Here is a 25,058-nt window from a genome sequence, read left to right as displayed (position 1 = left end):
GGTCAGGGGGACCAGGTCGTCGGCGTGCACGACCTCGCGGCGCTGTTCGGGGGCGAGGTCGCGGGAGCGGCGGCCGATCAGCGACGGCAGCTCGGTGGCGTCGAAGCCGACCACCCCGCGCGCGACGACGACGCCGTGCGGCCCCACGAGGTCGACCACGTCGCCCGCCACGAAGTCACCGGAGATGCCGTGGATGCCGGCGGCGAGCAGGGAGCGCCTGCGGCCGATCACCGCGGCCACGGCGCCCGCGTCGAGGTCGAGCGAACCGCGCACGTCCGCGGCGTGCCGCAGCCAGAACCGGCGGGCCGACATCCGGCGTCCGGAGGGCTGGAAGGCGGTGCCCACCTTGGGGCCCACCTCCGAGGCGTCGAGTGCGGAGGTGACGTCCTCCGACGCCGCGAGCAGCACCGGGATGCCCGCGGCGGCGGCCATCGCGGCCGCCGTGATCTTGGTGGCCATGCCGCCACGGCCGAGGCTGCCCTCGCCGGGCCGGGCGATCCGCACGGTCTCCAGGTCGGACGGCGCCTCCACCTCGCCGATCAGACGCGAGCCGGGCAGGCGCGGGTCGCCGTCGTAGAGCCCGTCGACGTCCGACAGCAGCACGAGGCCGTCGGCGCCGATGAGGTGGGCCACGAGTGCGGCCAGCCGGTCGTTGTCACCGACCCGGATCTCGTCGGTGGCGACGGTGTCGTTCTCGTTCACCACCGGGAGCACACCGAGGCCGAGCAGGCGTTCGAGCGTGCGCTGGGCGTTGCGGTAGTTGGCGCGGCGGATCATGTCGTCGGCGGTGAGCAGCACCTGCCCGATCGCCTGCTCGTGCCGCGCGAACGAGGCCGCATAGGCCTGTGCGAGCAGCAGCTGCCCCACGGCCGCCGCGGCCTGCTGGGTGGCGAGGTCGCGGGGGCGGCGGGACAGCCCGAGCGGGGCCAGCCCGGCCGCGATCGCCCCCGAGGACACCAGCACCACCTGGCTGCCCGCCGCGCGCCGGGCCGCGAGGGCGTCGACCAACGCGTCGAGCCGCAGCGGGTCGAGCCCGCCGTCGAGGCTGGTGAGCGAGGACGACCCGACCTTGACGACGATCCGGCGCGCCGCGGCGAGCTGTCCCCGGGCGGTCACGGCCCGGTCCGGGGCCGTTCCCCGGAGCTCACGGACTCGTCCCACACCGCGTCGTCCCAGACCGGCGGGGCCGCCGGCTCGGCCGCCTCCTCCGCCTCCAGCAGCTCGGCGTCGGTGCGCGGCTTGCGCCGTTCGATGCGGGCGGCCTTGCGTTCGGCCGCGCTGATGCGGTCGTCCCGCTCCAGGCGCCGGTCGGTGCCACGCCCGGACATCAGCACGGCGACACCCGCGGGGGTGCTCGGCTCCCAGTCGAACGTGACGTCGCCGATCGTCACCGGGCAGCCCGGCTTCGCGCCTGCCTTGGCCAGCGCGTCCTCCACGCCGAGCCGGGCGAGCCGGTCGGCCAGGTACCCGACGGCCTCGTCGTTGTCGAACGACGTCTGCCGGATCCAGCGCTCGGGGCGGGCCCCGCGCACGACGAACCCGCCGGGGAGCTCGCGGTCGGCCTCCACCGTGAACCCGGCGTCGTCGACGGCCTGGGGCCGCAGCACGATGCGGGTGGGTTCGAGGATCGGCTGCGCCGCGCGGTAGGCGCGCACCTGCTCCGCCATGGCGAACGTCAGCTCACGCAGCCCCGCCCGGCTCACGGCCGAGATGGCGTAGACCGGCCAGCCGAAGCGCTCGGTGAGCTCGGCGGCGACGAGCTCGGACATGTCCTGGGCGTCGGGGACGTCGATCTTGTTCAGCGCGATCAGGCGCGGCCGGTCGGCCAGCTCCCCGCCGAGGGCCGGGGTGTAGCGGGCGAGCTCGTCCTCCAGCGCCTGGACGTCGGCGACGGGGTCGCGGCCGGGCTCGAACGTGGCGCAGTCGACGACGTGCACGAGCACCGAGCAGCGTTCGATGTGGCGCAGGAAGTCGAGCCCCAGGCCGCGGCCCTCGGACGCCCCGGGGATGAGCCCGGGCACGTCGGCCACGGTGAAGATCTCCTCGCCCGCGGTGACCACCCCGAGCTGCGGCACGAGCGTGGTGAACGGGTAGTCGGCGATCTTCGGGCGCGCCGCGGAGAGCGCGGCGACCAGTGACGACTTGCCCGCCGAGGGGAACCCGACGAGGCCGACGTCGGCCATCGAACGCAGCTCGAGCACGAGGTCGCGGCTCTCCCCCGGCTCACCGAGCAGCGCGAATCCCGGTGCCTTGCGGGCGGCGGAGGCGAGCGCGGCGTTGCCCAGCCCGCCCCGGCCACCCTCCGCGGCGACGAAGCGGGTGTCGGCCCCCACGAGGTCGGCGATGATCTCGCCGTTGCCGTCGAAGACCACCGTGCCGTCGGGGACCCGCAGCTCCAGGTCCTCGGCGTTGGCGCCGGCCCGGAACCCGCCTTGGCCCTGCTTCCCGTTGCGGGCCATGGCGTGCGGCCGGTGGTGGAAGTCGAGCAGGGTGTGCACGCCGGGGTCGACGACGAGCACGATCGAGCCGCCCCGACCGCCGTTGCCGCCGTCGGGGCCACCGAGCGGCTTGAACTTCTCGCGGTGCACGGAGGCGCAGCCGTTGCCGCCCGCCCCCGCGGTGGCGTGCAGCACCACCCGGTCCACGAACTTCGACATCGACTTCTCCTCATACACGACAACGGCGGGCCACCCCGAGGGCGGCCCGCCGTTGTGCAGAACTGGGGTGGTGCCGGCCTCAGACCGAGGCCGGAACGATGTTCACGACCTTGCGGCCGCGGGTGTAGCCGAACTCGACGGCTCCGTCGACGAGCGCGAACAGCGTGTCGTCGCCGCCGCGGCCGACGCCGGTGCCCGGGTGGAACTTGGTGCCGCGCTGGCGGACGATGATCTCGCCCGCACCCACGACCTGGCCGCCGAAGCGCTTCACGCCGAGGCGCTGTGCGTTGGAGTCGCGCCCGTTGCGCGAGCTGGACGCACCCTTCTTGTGTGCCATGGCTGCGTCTCCCTACTTCGCGATGCCGGTGACCTGGACCTTCGTCAGGGGCTGACGGTGCCCCTGGCGCTTGTGGTACCCGGTCTTGTTCTTGAACTTGTGGATGCGGATCTTCGGGCCCTTGGTGTGCTCGACGACCGTGGCGGTGACCGACGCAGCAGCGAGCGCCTCGGCGTCGGTGGTGACGTCGTCGCCGTCCACCAGGAGCAGGGCCGGAAGGGTGACCTCCGCGCCGGGCTCACCCTTGATCTTCTCAACGGTGAGCACGTCGTCGACGGCCACCTTGTACTGCTTACCGCCGGTCTTGACGATCGCGTACATCGACGCACTGCTCCTAGCTCGGGGGACGAAGCACAGAACTCTGTCCTCTTCTGTAGCTCTGCGCGGGCCGCGGCAACCGATGAACAGAGCGCGGCGCAGGTGTCCCAGGGTACGGAAGGGTTTCGGCGAGGGTCAAACCGGGTCTCCCCCGCCGTCGCCGGTGGCCGGGGGCCCGGCCGGACGGGAGGCCGCCCGGCGGGTGCGCCGGGGCCGTGTGACCCCGGTGGGCTCGGGCTGCGGCGGCACCGCGACGGGTGTGGCGGGCTCGCTCGCCGCTGCCGGTGTGGCCGGCACCGTGACGACGGCCGCCACCGGTGCGTCCCCCGAGGCCGCAGCCGGCGCGCCGGCCGTGCGGGTGACGCGGCCGCGCCGCTGGCGAGGCCGGGGCTGCCCGTTCGCCTCGGTGGCCGGGTCGGCCACCGTCGCGGAGGCGGAGTCGGCCGCCTCCTCCGACGCGGCAGGAGCGGGCCGCGTGGCCTGCTCCGCGAGCGACCGCTCGACGACGACCTCCTCGACCGCGTCGGCAGCCACGTCGACGGGACCGGCCTGGGGCGAGGTCTCGACCACGCCCCGGCGCACGACCCGGCGGCTGCCGGAGCGGCGACCGGTGGGTGCGGGTGCCTCGACGACCTGCGGGTCCTCGACGGCGGGCGCGTCGACCACGGGTGCGTCGGCCGCCTCGGCGACCGGCACGTCGGCCACGACGGGTGCCTCCACCGCGACCGAGGGCTCGGCCGGTGCCGGCTCGGCCACCGCCGCCGGGGCCTCTGCCACCGGCGTCGGAGCGCCGACGTCGATCGCGGCGTCGGACGCGTCGGGCGCGGACACCGCGTCGACGGTGACGCCGTTGTGCTGGCCACCGCCCTGGTGGGCGCCGTTCTGCTGGCCACCACGCTCGTCGCCGTCACCGCGCCGGTTGCGGCCCCGCGACCGGCGGCCGGAGACGTCGCGGTCCCGGTCGGCCCCGCGGTCGGAGCGGTCGCCGCGCTCGGTCCGGCCCGGGTCGGCCTTCTCGGTGAGCGGCTCGGTGCTGATGAGCACACCGCGGCCGCGGCAGTGCTCACACGGCGTGGAGAAGTGCTCCAGCAGCCCGCCGCCGACCCGCTTGCGGGTCATCTGCACGAGGCCGAGTGAGGTGACCTCGGCCACCTGGTGGCGGGTGCGGTCCCGGGCCAGGCACTCGGTGAGCCGCCGCAGCACCAGGTCGCGGTTGGCCTCGAGCACCATGTCGATGAAGTCGATGACGATGATGCCGCCGATGTCACGCAGCCGCAGCTGGCGGACGACCTCCTCGGCCGCCTCCAGGTTGTTGCGGGTGACGGTCTCCTCGAGGTTGCCGCCGGAGCCGGTGAACTTGCCGGTGTTGACGTCGATGACCGTCATCGCCTCGGTGCGGTCGATCACCAGCGTGCCGCCCGACGGCAGCCAGACCTTGCGGTCGAGCGCCTTGAGCAGCTGCTCGTCGATGCGGTACTCCTCGAAGACGTCGGACGGGCCGACGTGGCGGTGCAGGCGGTCGGCCAGCTCGGGGGCGACGTGCCCGACGTAGTTCTGGAGCGTGTCCCACGCGTCGTCGCCCTCGACGATGAGCCGGGAGAAGTCCTCGTTGAACTGGTCGCGCACGACCTTGAGGAGCAGGTCGGGCTCCTCGTAGAGCAGCACCGGCGCCTTGGGCTTGTTGGGGCCGGTCTGCTCGGCCCTGGTCTTCACGACCTCCCACTGCGCCTGCAGGCGGCGGACGTCGCGCTCCAGCGCCTCGTGGCTGACGCCCTCCGACGCCGTGCGGATGATCACCCCCGCCTCGCTGGGGACGATCTCCTTGAGCATGTCCTTGAGCCGCTTGCGCTCGACGTCGGGCAGCTTGCGGCTGATGCCGGCGGCACCGCCGGACGGCACGTAGACCAGGAAGCGGCCGGCCAGGCTGATCTGCGTGGTGAGCCGGGCACCCTTGTGGCCGATCGGGTCCTTGGTGACCTGCACCAGCACGCTGTCGCCACTGGAGAGCGCCTGCTCGATGCGGCGGGCCTTGCCACCGAGACCGGCGGCGTCCCAGTCGACCTCGCCTGCGTACAGCACGGCGTTGCGACCGCGACCGATGTCGACGAACGCGGCCTCCATGCTCGGCAGCACGTTCTGGACACGCCCGAGGTAGATGTTGCCGACCATGGACGGCCCCGTGCCGCCCTGGTCGGTGACGAAGTGCTCGACGAGGATGTCGTCCTCGAGCACCGCGATCTCGACGCGGTTGCTGTGCTCCCGCACCACCATGGCCCGGTCGACGGACTCGCGGCGGGCCAGGAACTCGGCCTCGGACAGGATCGGGACGCGGCGGCGCCCCGCGTCGCGGCCGTCGCGGCGGCGCTGGCGCTTGGCCTCGAGACGGGTGGAGCCGCGCACGCTCTGCACGCCGTCGCCGTCGCTGTCGTCGGTGCGCTGCTCGCGCGGCTGCCGCACCCGGACGACGGTGTTGGGTGCGTCGGGCTCGTCGGGCGTGTCGGCGCTGTCGTCGCCCGCCCCACGGCGGCGACGCCGACGGCGGCGACGGCGCGAGCCGCCTGCCTCGTCGTCGCTCTCGCGGTCGCTGTCGTCGTCCTGCTCGGCGCTCGGCTCGTCGGAGGCAGCGGCCTCGTCGGCCTCGGCCCCGGCGGCGTCGGCGCGGGCCGGCTCGTCGGAGTCGTCGGAGTCGTCGCCGCTCTCGTCGTCGAAGCCGTCGCTGCCACGCCCGCGGCCCCGGCCACGGCGGCCACGGCGCCTGCGCCTGCGGGCCCCGTCGTCGTCGGACTCGTCGCCGTCGGCCGCGGGCGGGGAGGCCTGCTCGTCCGTGGTGTCGGTGTCGGCGTCCGGCGCTGTGCCGGCGTCGGTGTCCGGGCCGGCAGGAGCGTCCGGCTCGACGTCGACGGGCGCGGGTGCGGCCTCGGCCGACCGGCGGCGGGTGCGCGCGGGGCGCGTGGGCGGCTGGAACAGCGGTGTGGGGGGCGCGAACAGCGGCGTGAGCGGCGCGGCGACCTCTGCGCCAGCGGGCTCGGCGGCCGCGGGCGGCTCCTCCACGAGGGGCTCGGCGGAGCCCGCCGCCGGCTCGGCGGAGCCGGGCACCAGTGCGGTGACGACCTGCTCGGCCGACTTGCGGTCGATGCTGGACTGCGCGCTGCGCACCTCGACGCCCAGGTCGGTCAGTGCGGCCATGACCTCACGGCTGGTGCGTCCGAGCAGCTTCGCCAGTGCGTGCACCCGCATCCGCTCGGGCAGTTCGTCCAGGCCGGGTACGGTGACCGGCCCGCCGGTGCTACCGGCGGGCGAATCGATATTCGACATTCAGCTCCTCCGCCCCCGGGCGCCTCCGGGGAGGCCGCCGCGCGGGGACACGTGCAGTTCTGTTCTCGCCGCGCGGTGCGCACCGAGCAATCCTCTGGTCTCGCTCCGCCCCGGAGGGCGACTGTTCTCGACGACGTGTCGTGACCGGCAGTAGCGCCGGAGCCGACCCGCCGGTTCAGGCGCGGGTTGTGACCCGGTCGGAACCGAGTGGGTCGGCCAAGTCGCCTCGATGGTCGAGCAGTCCCTGCGCCATCCGGGTCGCCTTCGCGGGCACCGGCGGCCTGAGGCCTGCGACAACGTCGAGTGCACCCAACACGTCATCGGGTCGAACGGCGGGTGTCGTCTGCCGTACGACCGCCGTCATTATCGCACAGTTTGGCGTCTGATCGGTGGGAGTCGCCGGTGACCCACCCGACGGCGGGGTTGCGACGGTGTCGTCGATCACCTCGGCCCGCACCAGAGCCGCCCTGACGTCGATCTGCCGTCGCCCGGACGGTGTGACGCGTTCCACGACCACGGAGGACTCCGCCAGCAGCGCCGCGAGCGCCTCCCGCAGGGCGTCGGGCCCGACGCCGGGTAGTTCGAGCAGCCAGTGGCTGGCGTCGATCCGGTCGGCCAGCGACGGCCCGTCGGCCACCGCCGCGGCGAGCACGTCGAGCCCGTCGGGCAGGGCCGCGTCGAGTGCGGCCACCAGCGCGGCCGGGTCGACCGGACTGGTCAGCCCGATCTCCAGGTACTCCGCCTCGCTCGCCGAGCCGGTGGGTGCCGCGCCGATCCAGGACAGCCGCGGATGCGGGCTGAAGCCATGGGAGTGCGCCACCGGCACCCCGGCCCGCCGCACGGCCCGCTCGAAGCTGCGCGCCACGTCACGGTGGGAGAGGAAGCGCAGCCTGCCCCGTTTGGCGAAGCGCATCCGGATGCGCTGCACGGTGGGAGGAGCGGGGTTAGCCGCCTCCCCGGGACGCACGCGGGCCATGTGGGCAGCCTACGAGCACCGGGCCGCCGACTACTGCGCGGGCGGCCGGTTGGCCTTCACGGGGAACTCCCCGGTGTGGCCCATCCGTTCGGCGGCAGCGGACTCCACTCGCGTCCGCACGGCGAACCAGCCGCCCACCAGCGCCGGGACGATGACCACGAGCGAGCCGACCGTGAACGTCCCCACCGGGTAGTCGAGCGCCATCAGCACCAGCACGCCCACGAGGAACACCAGGGTGACGTAGCCGGTCCAGGGCGACCCGGGCAGCCGGAACGATGGCCGCCGCACGACCCCCGCCTTCGACCACGCCACGAGCCGGAGCTGGCACGCCACGATCATCCCCCAGCTCGAGAGGATGCCCAGCGCCGCGACGTTCAGCACGATCTCGAACGCCTGCTCGGGCACCACCGCGTTCAGCCCGACGCCGAGCAGCGTGATCACGGCGGTGAGCGCGATGCCGCCGAAGGGCACACCGCCGGCGGACATCCGCGCGGTGAACCGGGGCGCGGAGCCGTTCATCGCCATCGACCGCAGGATCCGGCCGGTGGAGTACAGGCCCGCGTTGAGGCTGGAGAGGGCGGCCGTGAGCACCACCAGGTTCATCAGCGTGCCCGCACCCGGCACCCCGATGGCCGCGAAGAACGTGACGAACGGGCTGGTGCCTGCCGCGTAGGAGGTGAAGGGCAGCAGCAGCGACAGCAGCAGCACCGAACCGACGTAGAACACCGCGATACGCAGGACCACCGAGTTGATCGCCCGCGGCATGACCTTCTCCGGGTCCGCGGTCTCCCCCGCCGCCGTGCCGACGAGCTCCATCGCGGCGTAGGCGAACACCACACCCTGGGTGATCACGATCGCGGGCAGCAGCCCGTTGGGGATCAGCCCGCCGTGGTCGCTGATCACCCCGATGCCGGTGGCCGCGCCCTGGATCGGGAACCGGCCCACCAGGAAGACGGTGCCGACCACCACGAACGCGATCAGCGCGACCACCTTGACCAGCGCGAACCAGAACTCCAGCTCGCCGAACACCTTCACGGACACGAGGTTGACGCCCAGCACCACGACCAGTGCGACGAGCGCGATCAGCCACTGCGGCACCGCGCTGAACATCCCCCAGTAGTGCACGTACAGCGCGATCGCCGTGACGTCCACGATCGAGGTCATCGCCCAGTTCAGGAAGTACATCCAGCCCGCGGCGAACGCGGCCTTCTCGCCGAAGAACTCCCGCGCGTAGGACACGAACGAGCCCGACGACGGGCGGTGGAGCACCAGCTCGCCGAGCGCGCGCAGGATGAGGAACGCAAACAGACCGCAGACGGCGTAGACGATGGCCAGCACCGGGCCCGCCTCGCGCAGCCGCTCACCCGCGCCGAGGAACAGGCCGGTGCCGATGGCGCCGCCGATCGCGATCATCTGCAGCTGCCGGGGTTTGAGGCCCTTCTGGTAGCCCTCCTCCTCGTGGTGGAAGCTCGGGCGTGCCTCCACCGCCGTCCTGCTGTCGCCGCCCCCGCCAGTGCTGCTCGCGGCAGTCCCGGATCCCGTCATGCGTGCCCCCCGATCAGTTGATCGGCGCATTTCACCCCGGGGGCGTCACGGTCGCACGGTGGAACCGATCTTGGTCGGGACGAAGGTGACAGAGCTGGTCAGACGGGCACAGAACGCCGAGGGCCGGGACGTCAGAGCACGTCCTCCAGGTGGATGGGCAGGCGACGGAACCGGCGTCCCGTCGCGTGGTGGACCGCGTTGGCGACGGCACCGGCGACACCGACCATGGACACCTCGCCGAGACCCTTGACCCCGAGGCTGTTGAGCATCGGGTCGGGGGTGTCGATGAAGTCCACGTCGATCTCGCCGATGTCGGCGTTGACGGCGATCGGGTACTCCTCGAGCGAGGCGTTCAGGAAGCCGCCGAAGCGCGGATCGACCTCGCTGCTCTCCCGCAGTGCGGCACTGATGCCCCAGACCACTCCGCCGCGAAGCTGGCTCCCGGCGGTGGTGGGGCTGGCGACACGGCCGCAGTCGGCGACGCTGACCACCCGGGGTACCCGGATCCGGTGGATGGTCGGCTCGATGCGGACCTCGACGAAGTGCGCCACCCAGCTGAACGTGACGAAGCCGGGGTGCTCGGGCCCTCCCGGGGCCGGCAGACCGGCCCGCAGCCGGTCGAGGACCTGGGGCGGCTGGCCGGGCGCGGTGTAGACGGCCTCGACCTCGACGGAGTCGCGTCCGGTCGCGGCCACCGCCGCGGCCACGTCGACCGGCCCCTGCTCGGGGACCTTCAGGGCGGTGCGCAGCTCCGCGAGAGCGAGCGCAATCGCGGGCAGCGCTCCCGCGGTGCCCCAGGATCCCGCGGTGAGGTGGTGCGGAAGGGCGCGGGTGTCCCCGACGGCGGGGGTGACGTCGCCTGCTGGGATGCCGAGGTCCGCCGCGACGGTCCGGACCATCGCGGTGCGCAGGCCCTGGCCCATCTCGTGCGCACCGACCTCCACCCGCACCGCGCCACTCGGCTCGGCGCACACCCGGGCGGCCGTCGGTGCCGCCATGCCCGGGTAGCACCCCACCGCGACGCCCCAGCCGACCCGGCTGCCGTCGTCGGCACGCATCGAGCCCGGCTCCGGCGTGCGCCGGGCCCAGCCGAAGCGCTCGGCGCCGCGGCGCAGGCACTCGGCGAGGTGTCGGGAGGAGAACGGCTCGCCGCTGACGGGGTCGGTGTCGGTGTCGTTGGCCAGCCGCAGCTCCACCGGGTCCTGCCCGAGCGCGACGGCGAGCTCGTCCACCGCGGACTCGAACGCGAACGCGGCCGAGTGCTCGTACGGGGCGCGCATGTAACCGGGCGTCTGGACATCGGTGCGCACCAGGCGCTGGAGGCCGCGGTAGTTCGGGATGCCGTAGAGCCGGGAGGTGATCTCCGTGTGGGTCCCGGGGAACAGATCGTGGCGCGAGGTCTGCTGGTCCACCTCGTGCACCGCCGCGAGCATCCGGCCGGTCCCGTCGGCGGCGAGCCGGATGTGCTGGCGGGTGGCGGGCCGGAAGCTGCTGTCGTGGAACACCTGCGTGCGCGGCACCACCAGCTTCACGGGCCGCCCCACCCGGCGGGCCGCGATCGCCACCAGCGCGGTCTGGGGCTGCAGCGAGTTCTTCTGCCCGAACCCGCCGCCCACCGAGGGGGAGATCACCTCGACCCGGTCGGCGTCGATCCCGAGCTGCGTGGCCACCCCGTGCTGCACCGCGCCCGCGTTCTGCGTGCCCTCGTGCACCGTGAGGATGTCGGCGCCGCCGTCGCCGGCACTGCGCCACTCGGCCACCGTTCCGATCAGCTCCATCGGGTTCTGGTGCTGAGCCGGGTGGTCGTACACCGCGTCGATCACCACGGCGCCGGGCCGGGTGGCGGCCTCGGCGAGTACGCCGTCGGCGTCACCGGCCACGACGTCGGCGAACATCGGCAACGGGATCGCCTCGGACTGCACCAGCGCCTCGGCGCCGGGTGCGTCGAGAGTGAAGGCGCCGGGCTCGCTCTCGTACTCGGCGCGCACCAGCGCGGCGGCCTCGGTGGCGACGTGCAGGGTGTCGGCGACGACGAGCGCGATGGGCTGGCCGCGGTAGGCGATGCGGTCGCCCGTCAACGGCTGGAAGCTCTGGAAGCCGTACCCGCCGCCCAGCAGGAACCCTCCCGAGGTCAGTTCGTCGGCGTCGGCGTGGGTGAGCACCAGGTGCACCCCGGGCAGTGCCGCTGCCGCCTCGGTGTCGAGGTGGACGAGCCGGCCCTTCGCCACGGTCGCCACCGCGAGCGCCGCGTGCAGCATCCCCGGCGGCACCCGGTCGGTGCCGTACCGGAGGGTGCCGGTGACCTTGTCGCGGGCGTCCACCCGCACGGTGCTCGGCGGGGCGGTCTCGGTACTCACTGCACTGCTCGCTCTCCGGCGATGCGCAACGCGTCGGTGACGGTGCGGACGGCCAGCTCGATCTTGAACCCGTTGTGCCGGCCGGGCCGGGCACCGGCCAGTGCGGCCTCACCGGCCCGGCGGGCGGTGTCGACGGTCAGCGGCGCCCCCACGAGCGTCCGTTCGGCGGCGGCGGCCCGCCAGGGCCGGGTGGCCACCCCGCCCAGCGCGATCCGGGCGTCGGTGACCACGCCGTCCGCGTCGAGGGCGACCGCCGTGGCCGCGGAGGCCAGCGCGAACGCGTACGACTCCCGGTCGCGGATCTTGTGGTAGGTCGACCCGCGCGCGGTACGGGTGGTGGGCACCCGGATCCGCAGGATCAGCTCCCCGGCCGCGAGGGTGGTCTCCCGCTCCGGGTGCGAGCCCGGCTCGTGGTGCAGATCGGCCAGCGCCACCGTGCGGGCGCCGTCCGGGCCGAGCACGTCGACCACGGCGTCGAGGGCGATGAGCGCGACCGCCCAGTCGCCGGCGTAGGTGGCGATGCAGCTGTCGCTGGTGCCCAGCACGGCGTGGGCGCGGTCGATCCCCTCCAGCGCGGAGCAACCGCTGCCGGGCTCGCGCTTGTTGCACGCGAAGGGCGCGCCGCCGCGGAAGTAGCTGCACCGGGTGCGCTGCAGGAGGTTGCCACCGACGGTGGCCATCGTGCGCAGCTGCTGGGACGCCGCCTTGGCCAGCGACTCCGCCAGCATCGGGTAGTCGCGCAGCAGCACCGGGTCCTCGGCGACGTCGGCCATCCGGGCGCCGGCCCCGAACACCAGCTCGTCCGGGCCGGCGGTGTCGACCACGGCCAGCTCGGGCAGCCGGTGCACGTCGACCACCGCGGGGGGCGCCTCGACGCCCAGCTTCATGAGGTCGTACAGCGTGGTGCCACCGGCGAGGAACCGGGCGTCGGGGCCGGCTGCCACCAGCGCGTCGAGCGCTTCGGGAACGCTCGCCGGGGCCGCATAGGCGAAGGGACGCAACGCTCAGCCCTCCGACCGGTCGGCGACGGCGCGGACCGCGGCGACGATGCCCGGGTAGGCGCCGCACCGGCACAGGTTCCCGCTGAGGTACTCCCGCGCCTGAGCGTCGTCACCGGCGTGGCCCTCGTCGATGCACGCGATCCCCGACATCACCTGGCCCGGGGTGCAGTAGCCGCACTGCAGCGCGTCGTGGTCCACGAACGCCTGCTGCACCGGGTGCAGCTCCCCGCCGGGACCGGCGACACCCTCGATCGTCGTCACGGCTGTCCCCTGCGCCTGCACAGCGGGGGTCAGGCAGGACACCACCCGCCGCCCGTCCACGTGGACCGTGCACGCGCCGCAGTGGCCGTGGTCGCAGCCCTTCTTCGTGCCGGTCAGCTCGAGCCGCTCGCGCAGCACGTCGAGCAACGACTCGCGCGGGTCGAGATCCAGCTCCACGTCCTCGTCGTTGACCCGGAAGCCGACATGCACCGTGGTGCTGAATGGCGGGGAGGGCGCGGTCGTACGCGCCGTCTCGTCGGTTCGTACCGGTGTGGCCATGGTGCGGAACTGTAAAGAGACCGAACCACAGATCGCATCTGCCAGATTGCTCAAAGCCGCCGAAGAATTGCGGCGCTAGGAGCGCCGCTCGCGCCGATAGGCCGAGGGAGAGATCGCCATCTCCCTGGCGAACGCCGAGGAGAGATGGGCCGGGTTGCTGAACCCGCAGACGTGCGCGATTGCGCTCACCGGCAGGTCGCCGATCTCCAGGTGACGCCGGGCGGCCGCCACGCGGAGCTTGGTCAGATGGCGGTGCGGGGTGTGCCCGGTGGCCGCCTTGAACACCCGCAGGAAATGGAAGGAACTCAGGCCCGCCGCCCGGGAGATATCCGCCAGGCTGAGCGGTTGGTGGAGATTCTCCTGCATGAACTGCAGCGCCCGGCGCACGCGCGCATCCTCCTGCCGGGGCACCGGCCGCAGGAACCTGCCGGTGTGGCGCACGAGAAGGTGCACGGCGAGGAACTCGGCCGCGGACTCCGCGTAGAGGTCAGGCGCGCCCGTCGCGGCCGCGTCCGCGAGCCCGAGCATCACCTGCTCCAGGAGCGGGTCGGTCACCACCAGTGCGTCGGCCTCCGGCAGCTCCCCGCTCCCCATCTCGGCGGCGGCGCGGCGCAGCGTGCTGCCCGGCAGGTGGACGTGCAGCCTGCCGATCGGTTCGGGCGACGTGCTGCGCCACCGCAGCCGGGTGGGCCGCCCCGGCGCGGTCATCCCGATGCTCCCGGGCAGGTAGCCGGCGCTGCGCCAGCGGCCGTCGACCCAGGACTCGATCTCCGTGCGGCCCGACGTGACCAGGACGACCTGCTGGGCGTCGGAGGGCGGGATCATGACGTCCTCGACCTCGGGGGCGTCGTCGAAGCGGCGTACCAGCAGGGAGCGCCAGCCGGCCTCGTGCCAGCTGGAGAACACCTGGCGGGAGTAGCCGGTCTGGTCCACCTCGAGCGCCTCGAACCCGGCCCCACCTTCCGCCTGCGGCGCACGGGGGAAGGTGGGCGGAGCGGGGTTCGTGGCCTCCCCGGAACGCTCGCGGGCCATGTCCCGAAACTACGCGAGCCGTCCTACGGCGGTGGCGGCGCCGGAAGGGTCGACGGATCGAGCATCAGCAGCTGCTCCCCCGCCGACGCGAAGCCGGCCCGCCGGTAGAACGCCGCGCTCCCCGACGTGGGGGCGAGCAGCAGCCGCCGGTAGCGGCGTTCCCTGGCGTGCTCCAGCGCCGCGGACAGCAGGGCCGCGGGCACCCCGCGGTCGGCGAAGGCCGCCAGCACGAAGGCGTTGCCGACGTGCCCGATGCGACCGCCGCGCGTGCCGGGGCGAGGCATGTGCACGATCTCGACCACGTTGATGGAACCGATGGCCGTGAACCCGCTGCGCGGCGTCCCGACCTCGGCCAGCCAGAACGTCCGGCGCGGCAGCTCCACCCGCCACCACTGCTCGAACGCGGCTTCGAAACCGGGATCCTCGACCGGTCGCCCCGCGCGTTCCTCCAGCCAGGCGCGGCGCAGCTGGGCCAGTGCGACCACGTCGCGCTCGTCGGCGACCCGGATTCCGAGCGGTGGACCGGAACCGGTGCGATCAGCCACTCGTGCCCGGGCCTCCGGACAGGGGGTTCACGACGGTCAGCGGGATGAGCGTGGTGCCGCTCGGCCCCACCTCGATGTCCGTGCCGGTGGACGGGCAGACGCCGCAGTCGAAGCACGGCGTCCACCGGCAGTCGTCCTGCTCGCGGCCCGACAGGGCGTCCTGCCAGTCGTCCCAGAGCCAGTCGCGCTCCAGCCCGGAGTCCAGGTGGTCCCACGGCAGCACCTCGTCGCGACCGCGCTCCCGGGTGGTGAACCAGTCGAGCGAGACGCCGAGCGGCTCCAGCTCGGTGGCCGCGGCACCCGTCCAGCGCTCGTAGGAGAAGTGCTCGCTCCAGCCGTCGAACCGGCCGCCGTCGCGCCACACCTGCTCGATCACCCGGCCGACGCGCCGGTCCCCGCGCGCGAGGAGGCCTTCGATCAGCGAGGGCTGCCCGTCGTGGTAGCGCATCCCGACGTTGCGGCCCAGCTTGCGGTTGCTGTTGACGGCGGCGCGCAGCTTGCGCAGCCGCTCGTCGACCACGTCGGGGTGGGCCTGGGCGGCCCACTGGAACGGGGTGTGCGGCTTCGGGACGAACCCGCCGATGGAGATGGTGCAGCGGACGTCGTTGTGCCCGGACGCCGCGCGACCGGCCTGGATCACCCGGTGGGCCATCCCGGCGATCTCGAGGACATCCTCGTCCTCCTCGGTGGGCAGCCCGCACATGAAGTAGAGCTTCACCTGCCGCCAGCCCTGCGCGAACGCCTCGGAGACGGTGCGGATCAGGTCCTCCTCCGACACCATCTTGTTGATCACCCGCCGGATCCGCTCGGACCCGCCCTCCGGGGCGAACGTGAGCCCGGAGCGGCGGCCGTTGCGGGAGATCTCGTTGGCGAGGTCGATGTTGAACGCGTCGACCCGGGTGCTGGGCAGCGACAACGACGTGTTCGTGCCCTCGTACCGGTCGGCCAGGCCCTTGGTGATCTCGGCGATCTCGGAGTGGTCGGCGCTCGACAGCGACAGCAGCCCGACCTCGTCGAACCCGCTGGCCCGCACCGCCGAGTCGACCATCTCGCCGATGCCGGCCAGCGACCGCTCACGCACCGGCCGGGTGATCATCCCGGCCTGGCAGAACCGGCAGCCGCGCGTGCAACCGCGGAAGATCTCCACGCTGGCCCGCTCGTGCACCGTCTCGGCCAGCGGCACCAGCGGCTGCTTCGGGTACGGCCAGGCGTCCAGGTCGCTCGTGGTGCGCTTGGTGACCGTGCGCGGGACGCGCTCGTCGAGCGGCGCGACCGCGGCGATCGCGCCGTCGTCGCCGTAGGTCACGTCGTAGAGCGAGGGGACGTAGCAGCCGTCGACGGCGGCCAGGCGCAGCAGCAGCTCGCGGCGGCCACCGGGCCTGCCCTCGGCCTTCCACTCCTTGACGACGTCGGTGATGTCCCCGACGACCTCCTCGCCGTCGCCGATCGCGGCCACGTCGACGAAGTCAGCAATCGGCTCCGGGTTGAACGCCGCGTGGCCGCCCGCGACCACGACCGGATGGTCGATCCCGCGGTCGGTGGCGTGCAGCGGGATCCCGGCGAGATCCAGCGCGGTGAGCAGGTTGGTGTAGCCGAGCTCGGTGGAGAAGCTCACGCCGAGCAGGTCGAAGGCTCCGAGCGGCCGGTGCCCGTCGACGGTGAAGGCGGGCACCCCGTGTTCGCGCATCAGCGCCTCGAGGTCGGGCCAGACGGCGTAGCAGCGCTCGGCGAGCGCGTCGGCCCGCTCGTTGAGCAGCTCGTAGAGGATCATGACGCCCTGGTTGGGCAGCCCCACCTCGTAGGCGTCGGGGTACATCAGCGCCCACCGCACCGCGGCCGACTCCCAGTCCTTGAGCTGCGCGTTCAGCTCGCCGCCGACGTACTGCACGGGCTTGGAGACACGCGGCAGCAGCGGTTCGAGGTCGGCGAACACGGAGGGAGCGGTCATGGTGCCTCGGAGGTGAGTGCGTCGCCGGTCATGCTGGTCCAGGGTAGTCCCACCATCGGGGCGGCCGCCGACCGCGCGGTCTCCGGCCCGGGCCCGCAGGTCGGTACGGTGATCGCCGGGTCCAACGAGGGAGCGCGCCGATGACCGTCGGACGCATACCACCTGCCCTGCTCGCCGCTGCCGCGCTGGCGGTCGTGCCCCTGGTGACCCTGCCGCTGCCGTGGTGGACCGCCCCGCGGCAGCCCGTGGTGCTCCTCGGCGTCGGTCCCGCGCTGCCGGGCGCCGCCGCGCGCTGGCCGGGCTGGGAGCTGCTCGGCCCACTCCGCACCGTCCTGCTGGCCGCGCTCGTCGTGGCGGCCGTGAGCGTGGTGCTGCTGCGGTCACGGCGCGGGGGGCGCTGGGCGGTGGCCGCCCGGGTGCTGCTCGTGGCGGCCGGGGCCGGGCTCGTCGCGACCGGGGTGTGGGTGCTCGCCGGTTGGGGTGGCTCCGCCGCGGCGGGCGCCGTGATCGCGATCCTCTCGGGAGTGGGTGTCGTGGTGCTGGGGGCGGTCCGGACGCCCCGGGCCACCGTGGTGAGGCTCCTCGTCGCCGACTTCCTCGCCGTGGCGCTCGTGGCAGCGGCCGTCCCGCTGCTGCCCGGCGGGGCCGGTCCCGCCATGGGCGACCGCTCCGCCGGGCCGTTCGTGCACGTCGCCGGGCTGGACGCACCGCAGTTCCGCAGCGGCACGACCGGGCTCGCCGGGTCGGCCGGGACGAGGGTCGTCGCCCTCGACGCCGGTGTCGGTGCCGCGAGCCGGGACGGACTCGCCGTCGTGGACGCCCGCGGACGGGCCGACGTGCTCGCCGTGACCCCGCACGACCCACCCTCGACCGCCGGCCCGTCGATCCTCGGGGTGAGCGGCGGCCGGGTGGTGCGCTGGTCGGCCGCGGACGCCCTGACGGTGACGGGGCTCGACGCCGCCGACCCCGTGGCCGTCACCGTGCACGGCGTGAGCGCCGCGAGCCCGCCCGGCCCGGACGGCGTGGTGTGGCTGCGCGCCACCGGCGACCCGCCCGGCACCGCCCGCCTCCTCGACCTCGCCGAGCGCGACGGCACGCAGTCCGCCGCCGGCACGTTCCTGCCCGTGTTCACCATCCTCGGCCCCACCGACAGCACCCCGATCGACGTCACCGCGGTGCTGCCCGTGCGCGACGGCGGCCTGCGGTTCGTCGCGCAGGCCGCCGGTGTCCGCCTGGAACGCCTCTCGAGCGGGCCGACCGCCCGCGCGGAGGTCACGGTGCTGGCGGGCGGGCTCGACCCCGGCTGCGGCATCACCGGCTCCGGCCCGGCGAGCTTCCTCCCCGGCCCGAGCCCTCTCGCCGTCGACGCGGGGGGCGGCATCTGGTTCGTCGCGGGCGAGGCCGCGGCGGCCCGCCTCGTCCGGCTGGACCCGGGCGGGGACCTCCGGGCCGTGGCGGCACCGTTGCCGGGTGCCGTCACCGCGCTGACGGTGGCTCCGGCGGGCGACATCGTGCTCGCGCTGGCCGGGGCCGACGGCCCGGCGCTGTGGCGGCTCCCGCGGCCGGACTCCGCGCTCGGCGACCTCCCACCGCCGCCCTCGTCGTGCACCCCGCACCCGGCCCCGGTGGCCCGGCCCGTCGGCCTGGTGCCGGTGGCCCGGGCCGGGCGCGACACGCTCGGGGTGCCCCTGGGCGTGGACGGGCGGTGGGCGGCCGGCACCGCGGGGCCGGGCGCCGAGGTGGCCGTGGTCGCCGCCGACGGTACGCGCACGCCGGTCGGCACCCGCCGGGACGGCACCCCGGGGCGGGTGTGGCCCGACGGTGCCGGCGGCGTGTGGTGGCTCGAGTCCGCCCCCGGCCCCGACCCGGCGATCGCGCTCGTGCACGGGACCGCCGCGGGCGAGCAGCGGTTGCCGGCCCAGCCCGACCCGGCGGCGGGCGCGGGAGGCGCCACCGGCCTGGTCCCCGACCTCGGCGGCCGCCCACCGCTGCTCGCCACACCGGCGGGCGCGTTCCGGATCGACGGCGGCGCGGCCACGCGGGTCCTCGACGGCCGGGTCGGCAGCGGGGTCGTCCGCGCCGACGGCCGGGGCTGGGTGCTCGTGGACGGCAGGCTGTTCACCCTCGACGGCGACCGCGTGCTGGGCACCGTCATCGACGCGGGCGGCCGGGCAGGCGACATCACGCCGGTGGCCGTCCAGCTGGCCCGCGGCGTGGCGCCCGCCGCGCTGGCGCTGCCCCGGGCCACCGTGGCCCTCGACCGGGCGGGGCGCGCGGTGGTGGTGGCCGACGACGTGGTGCTCGCGGTCGGCGACGACGGCGGCGTCTCCGTGGTGGCACAGGACCGGCGGCTGGTGGGTCTCGGGCTGTTCGCAGCCGAGGGCGGCCTCATGGCCTACGACGCAGGCGACGTGCTCCGGGTGGACCTTCCCTAACCCCAGGCGGCGCGCATGGGGTTGCCCGCCGTGGTGAGCCTGCGGGTGGTGGCGGCGATGACCACCACGATCGCGATCGCCCCGGCGACGACCACCCCGGCAGGCGGGTCGTTGAGGGCGATCCCGGCGGCCGCCCACACCGCCGCGAACGCGTAGCCGACGACGGCCGTGCCGGAGAGCACCACCCACGAGGCGATCACCGCGACCGCCAGCAGCACGACGACCGCCGCGATCGCGGCCAGCGCCCCGGTGCCCGGCAGCCCGACCCACACCCCGGTGGCTGCGGTACCGAGCGCGGTGGCGAACGACACCCACCCCGTGTACAGCGCGACGGTGCCACGCAGCACGACCCGCTCCAGCACGCTCTCGGCCGGTTGGCGGGTGAGGCGCCCGAACACGACGGCCAGCGCGACGAGCAGGGCGAGGATCATCAGCTCGGCCAGTGGCAGCCAGCCGGCTCCGAACGACAGCACCCAGCCGGCGTTGAGCACGGCCGACACCGCGAGCCACCAGCCGATCTCCCGGTGGATCTGCCGCCCCCGCTGGCCCGGCAACGCCTGGTAGACCGCGTAGGCGAGGAACCCGGCGTAGATCGGCGCCCAGATGGCGAACGCCCACCCGGCAGCGAGCAACGGTGTGGCGTAGTCGCGGGCAACGACCCCGATGGGCTCCCCGACTCCCCCGGTTCCGGCGAGCGCCGAGACGACGATCTGGAGCACCGCGAGCAGCACCACCACAATGGTGCGGACGAGGTCGACGAGCGCAGGCCGCTGGGACGTTACCGTCATGGCAGCCATTGTCGGCCTGCGCGCGGGTGCCCGGCCAACCGAGTCGATGACGGGTCGGTGACGGGTCAGGCCGCGAGGGCGAGCGGAAGATCGGCCATGGGCCGGTTCTAGCGGAGCAGAAGGACGTCCAGCCTGCGCGATGCCACCGTGACTCCGACCGCGATCATCACCACGAAATACGTCAGATGGCCGAGCATCCCGAGGTGCACCACGCCCGTGGTGAGACCGCGCATCAGCTCGACGGCATGGAACAGCGGCAGGCACTCCACCACGATCTGCAGCCACCGCGGGTACACCGAGAGCGGATAGAACGTGGTGGAGAACAGGAACATCGGCAGGATCGCCAGGGTGACCAGGTCGAAGTCCTGCCACGACCGCATGAACGAGGTGGCCGCCATGCCGACGGCGGCGAACGCGAACGCCACCACGAGCGCAGCGGGCAGCGCGAGGAGCGCCCACGGGGAGACGAGCAGCCCGAAGCCCGCCATCACCGACAGGAACCCCAGCGCGTAGAGACCGCCGCGGATGAGCGCCCAGCCGATCTCCCCGAGCGCGATGTCGACCGGCCCGAGCGGCGTGGCCAGCATGGCCTCGTAGAGCCGGCCGTACTTGAGCTTGAAGAAGACGTTGAAGGTGGCGTCGAACACGGCCCCGTTCATCGCCGATGCGGCGAGCAACCCGGGAGCGATGAAGGCCGCGTAGCTGATGGGCGCGCCGTCGGGCCCGGGCAGCATCCCGACCAGCGACCCGAGCCCCTGGCCCATCGCGATCAGGTAGAAGACCGGTTCGAAGAACCCGGAGACGAACGCGAGCCAGGCGCGCCCGGACGCCGTGGCCGACCGGAGCAGCAACGCGTGGGAGCGCCCGGCGTAGCTCCCGGCGGGGAACAGCCGCAGCCACGGGACGGGCGCGGGTGCCTGCGTGGTCACCGGACCAGCCTCCTGGCGAAGAATCGGGTGGAGAGCGCGATCCCGAGCGCGAGCAGCGCGACGAGGTAGGCGAGATGCCCCAGCGCCGCGAGCGGCTGCCAGCGGTCGAGCGCGGCCGCGCGGGCGAGCTCGGTGCCGTGCCAGAGCGGGGAGACGAACGCGAGGGGCTGCACCCACTCCGGCAGCCTGTCGACCGGGAAGAACGTGCCCGAGAACAGCGTCATCGGGATGACGACGAACCGGAAGAGAGCGTTGAACGCCGCACCCTCGTTCTCCCGCGTGGCGGAGAACGCGGTGACCAGCGCCGCCACCGCCGCTCCGGCGAGCACGGCAGCCAGCAGCGACACCACGATGCCCGCGCTCCCGACGCCCCCGAACAGGGCGATCACGATGACGTAGATGGCGCCGGAGCCGGCCATCTTGGCCGCCACCCAGACCAGGTGCCCGAGCGCCACCTGCGCCGGGGAGATCGGGCTCGCCGCCATCGCGTGGTAGAACCGCTGCCACTTGAACCCCGACAGCACCGGATAGGTGGACTCGAACGCCGCGCTCTGCACCGTGGACACCGCCAGCAGCGCCGGCGCCAGCCACACCAGGTAGTCGACACCCCCGGTGGCCTCCGCGGCACTGCCGGTGCCGGCGACCAGCGACCCGAACCCGACCCCGAAGGCCAGCAGGAACAGCAGCGGCTGCAGCACGGACGACACGGCGGTGGCCCGCCAGTTGCGCCGGTACCAGGTCCAGAAGTGCTCCACCACCAGCAGGATCCCGCCCCACGGGCCCGGTGCCCGGCCGGTGGACCGCGGCCCGGCACCCTGGAGCGCCGCACTCACCGCAGGCTCCCTCTGTGCCGATGATTCGCTCGCCAGCTCGCTCATCGCACGGCCTCGCTGCGCTCGGCCGACGCTTCGCAAGGGCGCTGTGTCGATGATTCGCTCGCAGGCTCGCTCATCAGTCCACCAGAGTGCGGCCGGTCAGCCGGAGGAACACGTCCTCCAGCGAGGAGCGCCGCACCAGCGCCGAAAGCGGCACGAAGCCGGCCCGGGCCACCTCGGCATGGGTGTGCTCGCCGTCGGCGGTGTAGAGCAGCAACCGGTCGGGCAGCTCCTCCACCCGCTCGGCCAGCGGCGCGATGACCGCGGCCTCGGGCCGGAGCGCGGGGTCGAACCGCAGCTCCAGCACCTCGCGCGTGGAGTAGCGCTCGATCAGCTCGGCAGGTGACCCCTCGGCCACGATCACGCCGCCGTCCATCACGACGAGCCGGTCGCACAGCTGCTCGGCCTCGTCCATGTAGTGGGTGGTGATGATCTGGGTGACGCCCTCGCGTTTGAGCCGGTACAGCCGCTCCCACAGCAGGTGGCGCGCCTGCGGGTCGAGACCGGTGGTGGGTTCGTCGAGCAGCAGCAGCTCCGGCTCGTTGACCAGTGCGCGCGCGATGGTGAGGCGGCGCTTCATCCCGCCGGAAAGAGGCTCGACCTCGTCGTCGGCGCGGTCGGTGAGCTGGGCGAACTCCAGCAGCTCGGTGGCCTTGGCCCGCACGTGCGCCCGGGAGAGCCCGAAGTAGCGGCCGTAGATCTGGAGGTTCTGCCGCACCGTGAGCTCGGCGTCGAGGTTGTCGAGCTGGGGGACGACGCCGATGCGGGCGCGGATGCGCGGGCCGTCGACGTCCGGATCCATCCCGAGCACCTGCAGCGACCCGTCCGTGCGGGGCGACACGCAGGCGATCATCCGCATGGTGGACGACTTGCCTGCGCCGTTGGGACCCAGGAAGCCGAACACCTCACCACGGGCGACGTCGACGTCGACACCGCGGACCGCCTCGAAGTCGCCGAAGCGCTTGCGCAGCCCGCGGGCCTGAACCAGTCCATCCGCCACGAGAAGCACGGTAACCGGCGAGCCCGACAAAAATCGCGCCGTTTGATCGGGGCCCCGGCGGACTAGTAGACCGGTCTCTATAGTCACGGTGTGCCTGATCGATCCACCACCCGTCAGCGCGTGATCCGGACCGCGGCGGACCTGTTCCGCGTGCAGGGCTACCACGCCACCGGCCTCACCCAGGTCCTCACCGAAGGCGGGCTGCCGAAGGGCTCGCTCTACTTCCACTTCCCCGGTGGGAAGGAACAGCTGGCGGTCGAGTCGGTGCAGCTGGCCGGCGCCGAGTTCGGAGCCGCGCTCGCCGCGACGCTGGCGAGCACGCCGGACCCCGCGGAGGCGCTGGAGCGTGCCGTCGCCGCGCTCGGGGAGCACCTGGCCGCCACCGGCTACCGCGAGGGCTGCCCGGTCGCGACGGTCGCCCTGGACACCGCGGCGCACAACGATGCCGTCCGCACGGCCTGCGCCGACGTCTACGGCTCGTGGCAGTCGCTCGTGGCCGACCACCTGCGCGCGGCCGGCGTAACGGAACCCGACGACCTCGCCACCGTCGTCCTCGCCGCGGTCGAAGGCGCCCTCCTGCTCGCCCGGACCCGCCGCGACGTCGCCCCCCTGCGCGCGGTCGGCAGCCGCCTGCGGGTCCTTCTCGACAACGAACGGAGCTCGCTATGAAGGTCCACCACCTCAACTGCGGCACGATGCGGCCCTTCGGCGGCAGGCTGGTGAGCGGGACGGGGCCCCTCCTCGCCACCGCCGAGCTGGTCTGCCACTGCCTCCTGATCGAGACCGACCACGGCCTCGTCCTGGTGGACAGCGGGCTCGGAACGGGCGACGTCACCGATCCGGACGCGTCACTGAGCAGAGGGTGGCAGTGGCGGTCCCGCCCGGTGCTCGACATCGCGGAGACCGCGCTGCGCCAGGTCGAGCAGCTGGGATACAGCGCGTCCGACGTGCGCCACGTCGTGCTCACCCACCTCGACCTCGACCACGCAGGCGGCCTGCGGGACTTCCCCGACGCCCAGGTGCACGTGCTGCGCACGGAGCTGGAGGCGGCGACCGCCGTGCGCACCAGCGCCGAGCGCATGCGCTACCCGCGGCTCCACTGGTCGCACGTGACCCGGTGGGCACCGCACGACCCGCAGGGCGAGAAGTGGTTCGGCTTCGAGGCGGTGCGCGAGCTTCCCGGACTGCCGGCGGAGATCCTGCTGGTCCCGCTGATCGGCCACAGCGTCGGGCACACGGGCGTGGCGGTGCGCGACGGCGACCGCTGGCTGCTGCACGCAGGCGACGCCTACCTCTTCCACGGTGAGATGCGCCCGGAAGCGCCCTGGTGCTCCCCGGGGCTGCGCTTCATCCAGAACCGGATGGAGACCGTACGCGGGCTCCCCGCCTCGCCAACCAGGACAGGCTGCGCGAGCTGGTGCGCTACCACGGCGACGAGATCACGGTGTTCAGCGCCCACGACCCCGTGGAGCTGCGGACCGCCCAGCGGGGCCGGGTGGCCGGCGGCCTCAGCGCAGCCGCAGCTGGAACCAGTGCTCGTCGCGCAGGTCGTCCGGGCCGAGCCGCAGCGTCTCCGGCCACACCCCGACCTCGGTGAAGCCCCGCCTCAGGTAGAAGCCGGCCACGTCGGTGCCACCGCGGGTGGAGAGCATCAGCTGCTCCAGCCCGAGCGCGGTGGCGTGGGCGACCGCCGCGTCGAGCAGCGTCCGGCCCCAGCCGCGACCCTGCAGGTCGGGGCGGACCATGAGACGCAGGACGTCGGCCCGGTGGGCCTGCACGCCCACGCCGGTGCGCAGGAAGACCGTGCCGGCGAGCGTGTGGTCGGCGCCGATCACGATGAGCTGCTGGCGCTCGGCGCGGACATCCTCGACCGCCTGCACCGCGGCCGCGCGGATGTCGGCCTCGGGGGCGTCCGGGGCGAAGCCGACGGCCCCGCCCGCCCGCGTCACCGCGACCCAGAGCGTGCCCAGCGCCGTGTCCATATCGGGATGCACCTCGCGGACGAGGTGCGGGCCGCTGACGAAGGGCTCGTCGGCGGCGGGCGTCACAGGTTCGGGAACCAGAGCTTGATCTCCCGGGCCGCGCTCTCCTCGGAGTCGGAGCCGTGGACCAGGTTGAACTGCGTCTCCAGCCCGAAGTCGCCACGGATGGTGCCCGGCGTGGCCTTGGCGACGGGGTCGGTGCCCCCGGCGAGCTGGCGGAACGCCGCAATGGCCCGCGGGCCCTCGACGACGGCCGCGAGCACCCGGCCCGAGGTGATGAACTCGAGCAGGTCGCCGAAGAAGGGCTTGCCGTCGTGCTCGGCGTAGTGCTGCTCGGCGAGCTCGCGCTCGACGGTGCGCAGCTCGAGCGCCACGATGTCGAGGCCCTTGCGCTCGATGCGGGCGAGTACCTCGCCGATGAGCTTGCGCTCGACGCCGTCGGGCTTGACGAGGACCAGGGTGCGTTCAGTCACGCGCC

The 25,058-nt window shown here is 73.8% G+C and carries 21 protein-coding genes and 1 pseudogene; 3 read left to right on the top strand and 19 right to left on the bottom strand.

Going from position 1 to position 25,058, the window contains the following annotated elements; translation table 11 throughout:
• The 13 genes from proB to HF577_RS18680 all read right to left on the bottom strand — a co-directional run.
• Positions 1 to 1,116: glutamate 5-kinase (gene proB, locus HF577_RS18740; protein WP_169397183.1), on the bottom strand; the 1,116-nt coding region annotated here is incomplete at its 3' end.
• Positions 1,113 to 2,657, bottom strand: a complete 1,545-nt coding sequence (gene obgE / locus HF577_RS18735) for a GTPase ObgE (protein ID WP_169397182.1) — start codon at positions 2,655 to 2,657, stop codon at positions 1,113 to 1,115. The genes proB and obgE, both read right to left, overlap by 4 nt.
• A 79-nt stretch (positions 2,658 to 2,736) precedes the next feature.
• Positions 2,737 to 2,994 (bottom strand): 50S ribosomal protein L27, encoded by a 258-nt coding sequence (gene rpmA / locus HF577_RS18730; protein ID WP_169397181.1) that lies wholly within the window; start codon positions 2,992 to 2,994, stop codon positions 2,737 to 2,739.
• A gap of 12 nt (positions 2,995 to 3,006) precedes the next feature.
• Positions 3,007 to 3,315 carry a 50S ribosomal protein L21 gene (gene rplU, locus HF577_RS18725; RefSeq protein WP_169397180.1) on the bottom strand — a complete coding sequence of 103 codons (309 nt, stop codon included), beginning with the start codon at positions 3,313 to 3,315 and terminating at the stop codon, positions 3,007 to 3,009.
• 132 nt (positions 3,316 to 3,447) lie between these two features.
• The gene (locus tag HF577_RS18720) at positions 3,448 to 6,627 is read right to left on the bottom strand and encodes a translation initiation factor IF-2 N-terminal domain-containing protein (RefSeq protein WP_169397179.1); all 3,180 of its coding nucleotides are present in this window, start codon (positions 6,625 to 6,627) and stop codon (positions 3,448 to 3,450) included.
• Positions 6,628 to 6,802: 175 nt separating this feature from the next.
• A complete protein-coding gene (locus tag HF577_RS18715) occupies positions 6,803 to 7,603 on the bottom strand; it encodes a TIGR03936 family radical SAM-associated protein (protein ID WP_211174476.1) in 801 nt (266 codons plus the stop codon).
• Positions 7,604 to 7,633: 30 nt separating this feature from the next.
• A complete protein-coding gene (locus HF577_RS18710; protein WP_407692218.1) occupies positions 7,634 to 9,088 on the bottom strand; it encodes an amino acid permease in 1,455 nt (484 codons plus the stop codon).
• Positions 9,089 to 9,279: 191 nt separating this feature from the next.
• On the bottom strand, positions 9,280 to 11,505 hold the full coding sequence (locus HF577_RS18705) for a xanthine dehydrogenase family protein molybdopterin-binding subunit (RefSeq protein ID WP_312859224.1): 2,226 nt from the start codon (positions 11,503 to 11,505) through the stop codon (positions 9,280 to 9,282).
• Entirely contained in the window at positions 11,502 to 12,506 is a 1,005-nt protein-coding gene (locus HF577_RS18700; protein WP_169397177.1) for an FAD binding domain-containing protein, read from the bottom strand. Before HF577_RS18700 ends, HF577_RS18705 begins: the two co-directional genes overlap by 4 nt.
• A gap of 3 nt (positions 12,507 to 12,509) precedes the next feature.
• On the bottom strand, positions 12,510 to 13,046 hold the full coding sequence (locus tag HF577_RS18695; protein WP_169397176.1) for a (2Fe-2S)-binding protein: 537 nt from the start codon (positions 13,044 to 13,046) through the stop codon (positions 12,510 to 12,512).
• 75 nt (positions 13,047 to 13,121) lie between these two features.
• The gene (locus HF577_RS18690) at positions 13,122 to 14,078 is read right to left on the bottom strand and encodes a helix-turn-helix domain-containing protein (protein ID WP_169397175.1); all 957 of its coding nucleotides are present in this window, start codon (positions 14,076 to 14,078) and stop codon (positions 13,122 to 13,124) included.
• Positions 14,079 to 14,101: 23 nt separating this feature from the next.
• Positions 14,102 to 14,623 (bottom strand): GNAT family N-acetyltransferase, encoded by a 522-nt coding sequence (locus HF577_RS18685; protein WP_169397174.1) that lies wholly within the window; start codon positions 14,621 to 14,623, stop codon positions 14,102 to 14,104.
• Complete coding sequence (locus HF577_RS18680; RefSeq protein WP_169397173.1) at positions 14,616 to 16,571, bottom strand: TIGR03960 family B12-binding radical SAM protein; 1,956 nt, start codon at positions 16,569 to 16,571, stop codon at positions 14,616 to 14,618. The genes HF577_RS18685 and HF577_RS18680 overlap by 8 nt, the downstream gene beginning before the upstream one ends.
• A 140-nt stretch (positions 16,572 to 16,711) precedes the next feature.
• Here HF577_RS18680 and HF577_RS18675 point away from each other — a divergent pair, with 140 nt between their 5' ends.
• On the top strand, positions 16,712 to 19,006 hold the full coding sequence (locus HF577_RS18675) for a hypothetical protein (RefSeq protein WP_169397172.1): 2,295 nt from the start codon (positions 16,712 to 16,714) through the stop codon (positions 19,004 to 19,006).
• Here the strand turns inward: HF577_RS18675 and HF577_RS18670 are convergent.
• The 4 genes from HF577_RS18670 to HF577_RS18655 form a co-directional block, all read right to left on the bottom strand.
• On the bottom strand, positions 19,003 to 19,794 hold the full coding sequence (locus tag HF577_RS18670; protein ID WP_169397171.1) for a tryptophan-rich sensory protein: 792 nt from the start codon (positions 19,792 to 19,794) through the stop codon (positions 19,003 to 19,005). The two genes, HF577_RS18675 and HF577_RS18670, sit on opposite strands and share 4 nt — an antisense overlap.
• A 107-nt stretch (positions 19,795 to 19,901) precedes the next feature.
• A complete protein-coding gene (locus HF577_RS18665) occupies positions 19,902 to 20,723 on the bottom strand; it encodes an ABC transporter permease (RefSeq protein ID WP_169397170.1) in 822 nt (273 codons plus the stop codon).
• Positions 20,720 to 21,556 (bottom strand): ABC transporter permease, encoded by an 837-nt coding sequence (locus HF577_RS18660; protein WP_312859223.1) that lies wholly within the window; start codon positions 21,554 to 21,556, stop codon positions 20,720 to 20,722. Before HF577_RS18660 ends, HF577_RS18665 begins: the two co-directional genes overlap by 4 nt.
• 118 nt (positions 21,557 to 21,674) lie before the next feature.
• Positions 21,675 to 22,598: an ABC transporter ATP-binding protein gene (locus tag HF577_RS18655; RefSeq protein ID WP_169397168.1), complete on the bottom strand. Its 924-nt coding sequence runs from the start codon at positions 22,596 to 22,598 to the stop codon at positions 21,675 to 21,677.
• Between the two features lie 90 nt (positions 22,599 to 22,688).
• Between HF577_RS18655 and HF577_RS18650 the strand changes: the two genes are divergently transcribed.
• Together HF577_RS18650 and HF577_RS18645 are read left to right on the top strand one after the other, a co-directional pair.
• Positions 22,689 to 23,267: a TetR/AcrR family transcriptional regulator gene (locus tag HF577_RS18650; protein ID WP_169397167.1), complete on the top strand. Its 579-nt coding sequence runs from the start codon at positions 22,689 to 22,691 to the stop codon at positions 23,265 to 23,267.
• Positions 23,264 to 24,195 (top strand): annotated as a pseudogene (locus HF577_RS18645) (MBL fold metallo-hydrolase). Before HF577_RS18650 ends, HF577_RS18645 begins: the two are co-directional and overlap by 4 nt.
• On the opposite strand, the gene HF577_RS18640 reads toward HF577_RS18645, so the two are convergent.
• Complete coding sequence (locus HF577_RS18640) at positions 24,107 to 24,646, bottom strand: GNAT family N-acetyltransferase (RefSeq protein ID WP_312859222.1); 540 nt, start codon at positions 24,644 to 24,646, stop codon at positions 24,107 to 24,109. The pseudogene HF577_RS18645 and the gene HF577_RS18640 overlap by 89 nt on opposite strands.
• Positions 24,643 to 25,053: a nucleoside-diphosphate kinase gene (ndk, locus tag HF577_RS18635; protein WP_169397166.1), complete on the bottom strand. Its 411-nt coding sequence runs from the start codon at positions 25,051 to 25,053 to the stop codon at positions 24,643 to 24,645. The genes HF577_RS18640 and ndk overlap by 4 nt, the downstream gene beginning before the upstream one ends.
• Positions 25,054 to 25,058 lie beyond the last annotated feature (5 nt).

This window comes from Pseudonocardia xinjiangensis, from assembly GCF_012911925.1.
Classification (GTDB): Bacteria; Actinomycetota; Actinomycetes; order Mycobacteriales; family Pseudonocardiaceae; genus Pseudonocardia; species Pseudonocardia xinjiangensis.
The sequence above is the reverse complement of the archived record's forward strand: the minus strand, read 5'-3'. Positions and strand labels throughout refer to the sequence as shown.